The 11,662-nt window shown below is 65.1% G+C and carries 8 protein-coding genes; 3 read left to right on the plus strand and 5 right to left on the minus strand.

Annotated features, from left to right (window positions below):
• Positions 1 to 82 precede the first annotated feature (82 nt).
• The 3 genes from PWP93_RS09995 to aspT (PWP93_RS10005) form a co-directional block, all read right to left on the minus strand.
• A complete protein-coding gene (locus PWP93_RS09995; protein ID WP_421044376.1) occupies positions 83 to 1,738 on the minus strand; it encodes a bifunctional aspartate transaminase/aspartate 4-decarboxylase in 1,656 nt (551 codons plus the stop codon).
• Positions 1,739 to 1,893: 155 nt separating this feature from the next.
• A complete protein-coding gene (aspT, locus tag PWP93_RS10000) occupies positions 1,894 to 3,579 on the minus strand; it encodes an aspartate-alanine antiporter (protein WP_421044377.1) in 1,686 nt (561 codons plus the stop codon).
• Between the two features lie 189 nt (positions 3,580 to 3,768).
• Positions 3,769 to 5,451: an aspartate-alanine antiporter gene (aspT, locus tag PWP93_RS10005; RefSeq protein WP_421044378.1), complete on the minus strand. Its 1,683-nt coding sequence runs from the start codon at positions 5,449 to 5,451 to the stop codon at positions 3,769 to 3,771.
• A 593-nt stretch (positions 5,452 to 6,044) separates the two neighbouring features.
• On the opposite strand from aspT (PWP93_RS10005), the gene PWP93_RS10010 reads away from it, so the two are divergent.
• The gene (locus tag PWP93_RS10010; RefSeq protein WP_421044379.1) at positions 6,045 to 7,073 is read left to right on the plus strand and encodes a LysR substrate-binding domain-containing protein; all 1,029 of its coding nucleotides are present in this window, start codon (positions 6,045 to 6,047) and stop codon (positions 7,071 to 7,073) included.
• Positions 7,074 to 7,144: 71 nt separating this feature from the next.
• Here the strand turns inward: PWP93_RS10010 and PWP93_RS10015 are convergent, their stop codons facing one another.
• A complete protein-coding gene (locus PWP93_RS10015; RefSeq protein ID WP_421044380.1) occupies positions 7,145 to 7,696 on the minus strand; it encodes a plasmid fertility inhibition factor family protein in 552 nt (183 codons plus the stop codon).
• A 353-nt stretch (positions 7,697 to 8,049) separates the two neighbouring features.
• On the opposite strand from PWP93_RS10015, the gene PWP93_RS10020 reads away from it, so the two are divergent.
• The gene (locus PWP93_RS10020) at positions 8,050 to 9,831 is read left to right on the plus strand and encodes a winged helix-turn-helix domain-containing protein (RefSeq protein ID WP_421044381.1); all 1,782 of its coding nucleotides are present in this window, start codon (positions 8,050 to 8,052) and stop codon (positions 9,829 to 9,831) included.
• A gap of 123 nt (positions 9,832 to 9,954) precedes the next feature.
• Here PWP93_RS10020 and PWP93_RS10025 read toward each other — a convergent pair whose 3' ends face one another.
• Positions 9,955 to 10,215 carry a hypothetical protein gene (locus PWP93_RS10025; protein WP_421042472.1) on the minus strand — a complete coding sequence of 87 codons (261 nt, stop codon included), beginning with the start codon at positions 10,213 to 10,215 and terminating at the stop codon, positions 9,955 to 9,957.
• Positions 10,216 to 10,491: 276 nt separating this feature from the next.
• On the opposite strand from PWP93_RS10025, the gene PWP93_RS10030 reads away from it, so the two are divergent.
• Positions 10,492 to 11,649, plus strand: a complete 1,158-nt coding sequence (locus PWP93_RS10030; protein ID WP_421044382.1) for an MFS transporter — start codon at positions 10,492 to 10,494, stop codon at positions 11,647 to 11,649.
• Positions 11,650 to 11,662: the final 13 nt, after the last annotated feature.

Consider the following 11,662-nt stretch of genomic DNA (forward strand, 5'->3'; position numbering starts at 1 on the left):
CGCCCCCGGTGCGCCTGCGCCGGGGGCGGTTCGTTTCCGGGTTCCAGGGCGAAGCGGCATCGCGCCGCCGCGCCCGTCCTCCTTACTTCTTCACGGCATTCGGGTCGAGCTTCTTGCCGGTGGCCTCGTTGTAACGCTGCACGTACTCCTCGGTGAGCTTGCGCATCGCGCGGCCGATCTTGCGGTAATCGGCTTCGTTCAAGTTCGCGAGGGACACGCGGCCCGACGGATGCGCCGTGCCGAAGCCCTTGCCCGGCAGCAGCACGACGCGCGCCTCACTGGCGAGGCGGAACAGCAACTCATTGGGCTGAACCTGCTTGAGGAGCCAGTCGACGAAATCGCGGCCGAAGCGCTTCTCGCCGAAATACTCCATGTCGATGATCGTGTAGTAGTCGACCTGATTCGGATCGCCACCGTCGAAGGGGATGCCCATTTCCTCGTAGAGCGCGCGCTTGCGGCTACGGATCAGGCGCTTCAACGCGTTCTTGTACGCGTCGGGCGTATCCATCAGCGAGAACAACGAGAACAGCACCATCTGCACCTGCTGCGGCGTCGAGAGGCCGGCCGTGTGATTGAGCGCGACGGTGCGGCTGTCCGCGACCAGACGGTCGATGAACTTGAGCTTGTCCGGCTCTGTCGTGATCGACTTGTAGCGCTCGTGCAGGATCTTCTTCTCATCCTTCGGGAGCTTCGCGATCGCGGCGTCGAGCACGTTGTCCTGATGCGTCGCGATCGTGCCCAGACGCCAGCCCGTCGCACCGAAGTACTTCGAGTAGGAGTACACGAGAATCGTGTTCTTGGGCGCGAGCGCGAACAGCGAGACGAAGTTGTCGGCGAAGGTGCCATACACGTCGTCGGTGAGGAGGATGAGGTCGGGGCGCTCCTTGACGATCTCGGCGACGTATTCGAGGCTCTCGTCGCTGATCTTCACCGAAGGCGGATTGCTCGGATTCACGAGGAAGAACGCCTTGATCTTCGGATCGCGCAGCTTGTCCAGCTCCTTCTTCGAGTACTGCCAGTTGTTCTCGACGGTCGCGTTGAGGTGCACGACGTTGAGCTGGTAGTCGTTGAGCTCGGGAATTTCGATGTACGGCGTGAAGATCGGCATGCCGAGCGCGATGGTGTCGCCCGGCTTGATCAGGAAGTTCTCGCGCATCGTGTTGAAGATGTACGTCATGGCCGCGGTGCCGCCTTCCACCGCGAACACGTCGAACTCGCCCACGAACGGATGCTTGCCAACCATCTCGCGCCGCAGGTATTGGCCGACGATGATCTCCGAGAGCTTGAGCATGCGGTCCGGCACGGGATAGTTGCAGGCCAGAATGCCCTCACACATTTCGTACAGGAAGTCGCCCGCCGACAGGCCCAGCTGGTCGCGCACGTACGACACCGCGCCGCCGATGAAATCGATGCCGGGCTGGCCCTTGTTTTCGCGCAGGAACTGGTCGAAGCGCTCGACGATGCCGGCGCGCTGCGGGAAGCCGCCCACCCCCTCGGGCATATAGGAGAACGAGCGCTCCGACTCGCGCATGGCGAACAGGCCCAGTTGCCAGAAGCCGTGACGCGGAATCGTGGCGAGGAAGTTGGGATTGCCGCGGCCCGCATTGAGCATCGAATAATTGGCCGGGCGCTCGGTTGCGCCGCCGCCCGCCGCCTTGATCAGCTCGTCCTTGAGCTCGAACGGGCTCAGTGCTTCGATGCCTGACTTTGCCTTCGATTCAGCTTTACCTTTTGCCATGATGCTCTCCGTTGGAAGACGTTGAGCGTGCCGCCGCTGCATGTGCTCGATGCACAGTGCGAGTGCGGCACGCGACTTCGACTAATCGATGCAAGCGGGCCTGCGTCTTGAGAACTTCCCGCGCGGCCGACCTGCGCGGCCCGCTTGACTTCATGTCACACAAGACCCACCACGAGCGGCCCGAGCAGCGTGAGCAGCACGTTGGCGATCGCATAGGTGATGGCGAACGGCGCCGTGGGCACGGCGCTCTCGGCCTTGTCGAGAATGCCGCCGAAGGCCGGGTTCGCGCTGCGGGAGCCGGACAGCGCGCCCGCGAGAATCGCCGCGTTGTTGTACTTGAGGACGTAGCGGCCAAACAGCATCGTGAGAATGAGCGGCACGATGGTCACGACCACGCCGAGCAGGAAGATCGTGATGCCGCTCTGCTTGATCGTCACCACCGCCTGCAGGCCCGAATTGAGCCCCACCACGGCAACGAACGCCGCCAGACCGAAGTCCTTGAGCAGTTGCGAGGCGGCCGGCGGCATCACGCCGTACATCGGGTGCTTGCCGCGCATCCAGCCGAACAGCAGCCCCGCGAGCAGGCAGCCGCCGCCCGAGCCGAGCGTGAGCGGAATGCCCGCCACGTTCACGACGACCAGGCCGACCAGCAGACCAAGCACCAGACCCACGCCCATGTAGATGAAGTCGGTCTTGTTGCTGTAGGCGAGCTCGTAGCCGGCGGCCTGCGCGACGCGCTTCGTGTCGGTTGCCGTGCCATAGACGGTGACCACGTCGCCGTGCTCGAGCTTCGAGCCCGGCAGCAGCGCCACGGGCTGCCCGGCGCGCTCGATCTTCTCGATGTACACACCGTGACGCAGGTCGCGGTCGACGTTCTTGCGCACTTCGCCGATCGTCGTGTGGTTCATGCCCTTCTTCGTGAACACGATCTGGCGCGTCTGCATCACGAGGCTCATGCCGCCCGAGTCCGGCATTTCCGGACCGATCAGCGCGCCCACTTCGACCATCTGCTCGCGGCGGCCCACGACCAGCACGAGGTCGTCGCGGCTCAGCACGAACTCGGGCGTGGCGTCGACGACCTTGCCCGAGCGGCGGATTTTCTCTATGGCGACGAAATCCTGCTGGGCCAGTTCGATCTGCTTGACCGTCTTGCCGGCTGCAGCTTCCACGCGGAACACGCGGCCGAACAACTCGGGCAGCGCAGTGAGCTGGCCCGGCCCCGCCGAGGCATTGCCGCCCGCCATTTCGCGCTCGGCGTCCATGGAGGCATCTTTGAGGCTGCGGCCCATGAACTTCGGCAGGATGTTCACGCAGACGATGATCGCGCCGAGCGAGCCGAACACGTAGGTCACGGCGTAGCCGATCGCGACATCGGCCTGCATGGCCTTCACCTGGTCGGGCGGCAGGCCGAGACGCGCGATGGCGTCGCCCGCCGTGCCGATGATCGCCGACTGCGTCATGCCGCCCGCGGCGAGACCGGCGGCGAGGCCCTTGTTGAGGTGAAAGAGCTTCGCGCATACGAGCACGGTGACGAGACCCGCGACGGCCATGAACACGGCCATGGCGATTTCGCGCAGCGTCTTGCGGTTGAGCGAGTTGAAGAAGCCCGGACCGGAGTCGTAGCCCACGGCGTAGATGAAGACCGCGAACATCACCGCCTTCACGCCGTTGTCGATCGTCACGCCAACCTGACTGATCACCACGGCGGCGAGCAGCGACCCGCCTACGCCGCCAAGCTGGAACTTGCCGAAGTTGATCTGCCCGACCCAGTAGCCAACGGCCAGTGAGAGGAATAAGGCGATTTCCGGGGATTTGTGAAAGATGTCATGTAGCCATTCCATCGTGCCCTCGCATGGGTAGAAGTGACTGCTTGCTGCCGTTGAAGCAGGACGGCCAGTTGGACAACCGGTTGAAACCGGACGGACGACCTGACGAAAGCGCGTCAAAATTAACGCGGCCATCATCGGCCACGAACGGACCCGGTACGCGCCATGTGCTCAAGCGCGGCACGCACCGCTGATCAGCCGAAATCAGCCGAATTTCGTTGCAAGCGCAACCACCACGGGCCCCATGAGCGGCAACAAAATATTCGACAGTGCGTAGGTGATCGTGTAGCCGATCACCGGAATCGAGTTGCCGGTCACGCCCACCAGCGCACTGATTGCCGGGGTGCTGCACTGCTGCCCCGCGATCGCGCCGAGCAGCATCGGGGTTTCGAGCTTGAGAAACATGCGCCCGATCCAGAGGGACATGAGACCGGGAATCAGCACCATCATGATGCCGACGAGCGGCAGCGCGAGACCGTATTCGCGCACGAGCTTGATGGCGTCCGGGCCAGCGGAGAGACCCACGGCCGCGATGAAGGTCGCGAGGCCGAAATCCTTGAGCACCTGCGCCGCCGCCGAGGGCAGCGAGCCGACCACCGGGAAATGCGAGCGCAGCCAGCCGAAGAACAGCCCCGAAAGCAGGCACCCGCCGCCCGTGCCGAGCTCGAGCGCGACGCCGCCCAGCTTCACGCCGAAGCGGCCGATGATCATGCCCACGAGCACGCCGAGGCCGAGGTAGACGAAGTCGGTCTTCTGGGTCTGCTGGATCACATAGCCGAGGCGCTTCGCGCCGCGCGCGACGTCGCCGGGCGCGCCGATCAGCGTGAGCACGTCGCCGCGGCGCACCATGGTGCCGGGCAGCGCGGGCAGCGCGGCGTCCAGACGCGTGATCGCGCCCACGTAGATGCCGCGCCCGTCTTCGGGCGAAGCGCGCTCGCGCATCTGCGCGAGCGTGAGGCCGTCGGCGTCGCGGCGCGTGAGCATCACGTCCATGCGCTGCGCGAACAGTTTTACGAAACCCTCGCCCGAAACCTCGGCGCCAAGGCTGCCCGACGCCTCCACCACGGCCTCGCGCCGCCCGCCGATGAACACGATGTCGCCCGCCTGCAGCACAGTTTGCGCGACCGCGTCGATCTCCTGCTTGCCGCGCACGATGCGCTCGACCGTGACGTTGTTGCCGAAGCGCGCCTCGAATGCCGAGACATGGGCGCCCGCTGCCTGCCCGACCTCGAACGCGCGCGCCTCGAGCAGCGGCAGCGCGAGCCGCTGGCCTTCGTCGAGCACGCCGTCGCCGCCAAGCTTGCGAAAAAGGCGTGCGGCCTCTTCGCGCAGGTTCACGCGCAACAGGAGCGGCGCGATCTGGCTCGTGAACAGCACGATGGTGATCAAACCAAAGAGGTAGCTCACGCTATAGGCGGTCACCACGTGCGCCTGCAGGGTGCTCACCTGGGCGTCGCTCAAGCCCAGCCTGGAGATCGCTTCGGAAGCCGTGCCGATCACCGCCGACTCGGTGGCGGCTCCGGCCAGCAGGCCGGCCGCGGTGCCCGCGTCGAGCTTCATCACGACGACTGCGATCATGATGAGCGTCATGACCGAGACGATCTCGATGATCGAAAGGAATCCATAGCGCCAGCCGCGCCCGATGTTCGCGAAGAATTGCGGGCCGCCCGTGAAGCCGAGCGCGAAGATGAACAACGCAAAGGCAACGTTCTTGAGATCGGGCGAGATGCGCGCGCCCGTCTGGCCCAGCACGAGCGCGACGATCAGCGTGCCACACACGCCGCCGAGCGAAATCGGCCCAAAACGGATCGAACCGATCAAATAACCCAGCGCGAGACTGACGAACAGGGCAATCTCGGGCTGCGACTTCAGCAATTCGACGATCATGTCTGGTCCGCCGATTTACGTTTTAGTTTTCAGAAAAATGCATTAAGAAAACATGCACTCAGCATGCACGTCTCTGTTCCGGTGCTTCGCAGCTATTTTGCGCGAAGCACAAAAAAACCTCGCCCGACCGAATCAAGCTTGTGTGAAAAATGCTGGACAAAGCCGAAACCAGATTTTCAACGCATCGACAACAAACATTCTGCAACCGCAGCGCCCAAAGGCCGGCTCAGGCCGGATCTGAGCCGGGCGCGGCGAGATTCACTCCGGCAATGTCATCGCGCATGGCAAGCATGCGGGTGAATTATGCAATTGATTCCGCGATCGACGTCGATTGCGTGTCCACTGTTCGCGTCATTGCCCAAATACTCTAATGTATTGCCAGGAATGCTATTCCTTTACGAGCGTGAAACGCCGGCACTGTTTGCGATAAATATTGCAATTCCTTACAACTGTCAATATTATTTTCCTTCCAATATCGCCACCGCAATCGCACAACAGGGCTGAATCTAGCGCGCACATTGACGTCATCTCCGCAATGCCAAACGGAATGCCCTTAATCGGGTAAATGCAATCAGCATACGAGGCGAAATTCCATGAACCAGATACACGCCATGCGCGTCTTCGTCACGGTTGCGCAATCACAAAGCTTTCGCCGGGCCGCGCAGCAACTCGATGTCTCGAATGCCCTGGTCACCCGCTCGGTCGCCATGCTAGAAGCGCATTTGCATACCCGGCTGATCAACCGCACCACGCGCAATCTGTCGCTTACCGAAGCGGGTGAACGCTATCTCGAAGGCTGCCGCAGCGTGCTCGACGAACTGGACCACCTCGAAAATGCGCTCGCGCACACCGAGCGCGAGCCCGGCGGCACGCTGCGCGTGGCCGCGGCCAGCACGCTGTCGCTCGTCACGCTCACGCCGCTCATCGACGGCTACCGGCGGCGCTACCCGCGCGTGAACGTGCGCCTCACGCTCGCCGAGCGGCGAATTTCGCTCGTCGAGGACGGCTTCGACGTGGGCATCGTCTCGGCCTCGCCCACGCGCGACGGCGACCCGGATCTCGTCGAGCGGACGCTCGGCGTGGCAACGTTCGTGCCATGCGCGTCGCCCGGCTGGCTTGCCGAGCATGGCGAGCCGCGCACGCCCTCGCAACTCGCGCGCCACGCGGCGGTCACCCTGCCGCCCGAGGCGCGCAGCGTCACCTGGCAATTCGCAAGGCCCGGCGAGCATGCGCAGCAGGTCACGCTGCGGCCCGCCTATGCCGTCAACAACATGCTGATGGTGCGGCACGCCGCGCTCGCGGGCATGGGCCCGGCTATCGTGCCGACGTCGCTCGTCGCCGAAGACCTCGCCGCCGGCACGCTCGTGCGCCTGTTGCCCGAGTACGAGATCGACGACCCCGACGCCAACATGTCGATCGTCTATCCGAATCGCCAATATCTGCCCGCGAAAACGCTGCGCTTCGTCGACTACGCCATCGAGCATTTCCAGCGTGCGAGCGACGCCTACGAGCGAAACACATTCACGCCCGCGGCACTCCCGGCATCCGGTCACGCCGCCCCGCGGCCCGTGAACGGCACACTCGGCAGCGGTGCGGCGCTGCATATGTCGAACGGCGTCTGAGGGCTCGCCTGGCGCCGGTTACATGTTGCCAGGCGCTAACCCGATACAAGCGCGGCGCAAACCCAACACCGCTACGCAGGCCCTGGTGCCGCGCCCCGCCCGCGTTCTTCCAGTCCGATGGCGCCACACTGTTCGCGCAGCAGCGGCGCTTCGCGCTCATGCACCTCCACCGGCAGCCACTTCGCACCCGCCCACGAGAGGTAGCGCGCACGATGCTGGCCGTTGCGAAACGCCACCACGCCCTCGTGCGCGAGGCCGAGCCACCCCGCGAGCCCGGCCGCGCGCCGCTTCACGATCGTCACGTAGGGCATTTGCGGCACCCGCTCGTTGCGCGGGTCGAGAAATTCGCGGATGCCGCGCACCTTGCCCACGTGCCAGTCATCAACGGGCTTGAGCACGTAATCGGTGTCGTCGCGGTCCGCACAGACCAGCAGCTTGTACAGATCGACGACCACCACCTCGTGCCGCGTGCCGGCGGTCGCAAACACGCGCTTCAAACGTACGTGATCGTAGGGATGACGTCCGGGCACCGGCACGATCCAGAAAGGTCCGGACGCAGACGGCAGCAGCGGTGGCGGAATCGATGGCATTTCGATGGGCGTGGACAGGGACGTCTGCGGCATGCGTCAGGCACATCCTCTTGTAGCGGTGAAAAGGGGCCTAAGCTACGGGGGATATGTGAATCCCTCGTGACCTATGCGCGGCGAATGAAGGCTGCCCGCACCCCGGAAAAAGCTGACGAAACACGCACCCATCGCATGCCGCAAACACCGCTCGCTGCTTCTTGAAGGTCGCCGTGCGAGCCGCTAAATTTAAATTCGACAGCCGCTTCGAGCCCCCCACCGATCGACCGGCTGCCTGCATCGCCCGCACCGAGCGCCGCCAGAATCGCCTACGTCATCTGTTGCACGATGGTGCATTCCCTGGACGAAACATCGCCGCGCACGACCCATGATGCTGCATCAGGGGACCTCCCATGCCGACGGATCGAATCATCCGGTTCGCGGATTTCGAGCTCGACGTCGAGCGCTACCAGCTTCGCCGCGCGGGCGAAGCGGTGCGGCTGGAGCGGCTGCCGATGGACCTCCTGATCCTGCTCGCAACGCGCCATGGCGAGTTGATCTCGCGCGCGGACATCGTCGAGCGGCTATGGCACGGCAATCCCTGGCGCGACACCGAGAACGGCATCAACACCGCGATCCGCAAGATTCGCATCGCGCTCGCCGACGACCCGGCGCAGCCGCGCCATCTCGTCACGGTGAAGGGCAAGGGCTACCGGCTCGACGGCGCCAGCTTCGCGGACCCGGCAGCCGCCGCGGAGCCCAGCGTCGTGCACAACGCGGTGCGCGTGCTGGTGCTGCCGTTTGCAAACCTCACCGGCGACGGCAAGGAAGAGTCGCTGTGCAGCGCGCTCGCCGACGAAATCTCGGCTACGCTCGGCGCGCTCGGCGCGGACCGTCTGCGCATGATCGCGCGCACGACTGCCGCGCGCTATCGCGACACGTCCAAGAGCATCGGCGAGATCGCGCGCGAGCTCAAACTCGACTACGTGCTCGAAGGCTCGTTCTCGCGCGAAGCGCACAAGGTGCGCATTCTCACGCGCCTGATTCGCTGCGCGGACGAAGTGCAGATCTGGAGCCGCGCACACGAACCGGTTTCGCAAGGCGCGCTCGACCTCCTCAAGGAGGCCGCCGACGCGCTTGCGCAGGAGCTCGCCTCCAAGCTCTCCGAACAGCAGCGCTCGCTGCTCGCGCGGCGGCTGCCCGTCGATCCCGCTGCGCACGACGCCTATGTGCGCGGGCGTTACTTCTGGTACCGGCGTGTGCATTTCGATGCGGGGTTCTGCGCCCAGCACGGCGTCGACGGCGAAGACTTCGCGCGCAGCCGCGCCTATTTTGAAGCGGCACTCGAGCACGACCCGAACTATGCGCTCGGTTACGCCGGGCTCTCGAACTACTATGGGGCGTCGGTCGTGCACGGCCTGTTCGCGCCCGACGACGGCTGGCCCATCGCACGCGCCCTCGCACAAAGCGCGCTCGAGCTCGACCCCGATCTGCCCGAAGCCCATCACGCGCTGGCTGCGGCGCGCTACTTCTTCGACTGGGACTGGCCGCGCGCCGAGGCCGGCTTCAAGGAAGCACTGCGGCGCAATCCGAGCTACCCGGAGGCACACCGGCTCTACGCACGGCTGCTGCTCGCAGCGGGCCGCCATGCCGAAGGCCAGGCCGCGATGGCGCGCGCCGAGAAAATCGATCCGCACGCATTCCAGGGCTCGCGCGCGTTCGGCATGGTCCTCGCGGGGCAGCACGCGCAAGTCGTTAGCGAATATCTCTCGCCGGGCCATATGGAACATTCACCGCTCGTGTACCAGGTGCTGGCAACCGCGTTCGAAGTCAAGAAACTCTTTGCGCAGGCCGTGGACGCAACCGCGGAAGCGCTCGATTGCTGCAATCTGCACGCACGCTCGGCGGCCGTGCGCATGCATTGGGAAACGGGCGGCTATGACGCGGTGCTGCACTGGTATCTGGACGACCTGCTGGCGCGACGGCGCAGGCAATACACCTCGCCCTTGCTGATTGCCGAGGCCTATGCGCGGCTCGCCCAGCCCAAGGAAATGTTCCAGTGGCTGGACGCGGCGCTCGCCGAGCGCAGTTCGCGCCTGTGCGAGTTGCGCATGAATCCGTGGTTCCAGCCGTATCGCGCAAGCGGGCGCATGCGGCGCATCGAGCAGCACATCGGCGACGGGTCCATGCATTGAACTGCGCGAAGGAACGGATCTTAAGCGATCCTCACGGACGCACAAAGGGCGCTTTTTCAAGCGCCCTTTGTGCGTCTATTGGCCGGTTCGGCCGGGGTTTCGTTCGAGGTCTCCGTGCTCGTCTCAATTGCCGTGATAGAGGCCGTTGTTCAGGCGGTCGCGCTCACCCGACTTGATCGAGCGTTCCAGGTCCTGATACACCTGCGCATGCGACATCGATAGCGGCGCCCCCGCGGCGCTATTGGTCATGGGCATACCGCCCACGTCCTGCGAAGCCGACGGCCCGCCCTGTGACGGATCGGACGACGTATCGGCAAGCGCGATTCCTGCGAAGAAAGCGGCCGAGCAGGCCACTGCGATGCGTACGGTGCTCATCGTGTTCATGTCATCGCTCCAGGAGAAAAGCGCATGCACCCCACCCGCCATGCGCAACGCGGACGAAACCAGTAGTCCCCCCGCAAGCTGAAGAATGGGCATTGCACCGGATAACGCGCACTGGATCGTAGGCCAATGGTGCGGCCCGTCTGCGGGGCGCACCATGGACGCAACCTGAAGAAATCGTCAAGGCCATCCGCAGCAGGACGCTGTTACGTAAGAAGAACGCAAGCCACGCGGAACGCTCGCGCCGCGCCAACCGCACCCGTAGTAGGATCTCGCCCGATGAAAACCATCTTCACCCGCGACTTCCTCGCACTGATCCTGAGCGTGGCCGTGGTCGGCCTCGGTTCCGGCGCAACCCTGCCGCTCACCGCCCTCGCCCTCACCGACGCCGGCTACGGCGCCGCCATCGTCGGCTTGCTCACCGCCGCGCAAGCGTTCGGCGGGCTGCTCGTGGTGCCGGCCACGGCGTGGATCTCCACGCGCTTCGGCTCGCGCCAGGTGATCGTGGGTTCGGTGCTGGCCGCCGCCGTCGCCACCGCGCTCATGCAGTTCGGCTCGAACCTGTGGCTCTGGGCGCTCTTGCGCATGGCCTGCGGCGCGGCGCTGATGCTGCTGTTCACGATCAGCGAAGCATGGGTGAACGAGCTCGCCGACGACACCAATCGCGGCCGCGTGGTCGGCATCTACGCGACTACCTTCACGCTGTTTCAGATGTCCGGCCCGGTGCTGGTGAGCCAGATCGAGGGATTCACGGCGTGGCGCTTCGCGATCTGCGGCGCAATCTTCCTCGTCGCACTGCCGACGCTTGCCGCCATCCGCACGAGCGCACAGACCGCCGACCTGCGCGAACCGCACGGCAGCTGGCGCCATATCCTGCCGAAGATGCCCGCGCTCATCGTCGCCACGGGGTTCTTCGCGCTCTTCGACACGCTCGCGCTCTCGCTCTTGCCGCTCTTCGCGATGGGCCACGGCATCGACAGCGAAACGGCGGTGCTGTTCGCCTCGGTCGTGCTGCTCGGCGACACGACGATGCAGTTCCCGATTGGCTGGCTCGCCGACCGGCTCGGCCGCGAGCGCGTGCACGCGCTGATGGGCGTGCTCGTGGCGGTACTCTTGCCGTTGCTGCCATTGGCGGTCGCGGCGCCGTGGCTGCGCTGGCCCCTGCTTTTCGTGCTGGGCGCGGCGGCAGGCTCGATCTACACGCTCGCCATCGTGGCGTGCGGCGAGCGCTTCGAAGGCGTGGCGCTGGTATCGGCAAGCGCTCTCGTGAGCGCCTCGTGGAGCGCGGCGAGCTTCGGCGGGCCGATCGTCACCGGGGCACTGATGGAGCGCGCAGGTCACGACGCCATGCTGTGGGTGCTGTTCGCATGTGCATTGATGTTTCTCGGGACGCTGCGCTGGGAACGCGCGCGGGGAATCATGCGCGCGAAGGCTTGATGAGCCGACGCCA

Origin of the sequence: Paraburkholderia sp. A1RI-2L (assembly GCF_048957375.1) — a bacterium.
Classification (GTDB): Bacteria; Pseudomonadota; Gammaproteobacteria; order Burkholderiales; family Burkholderiaceae; genus Paraburkholderia.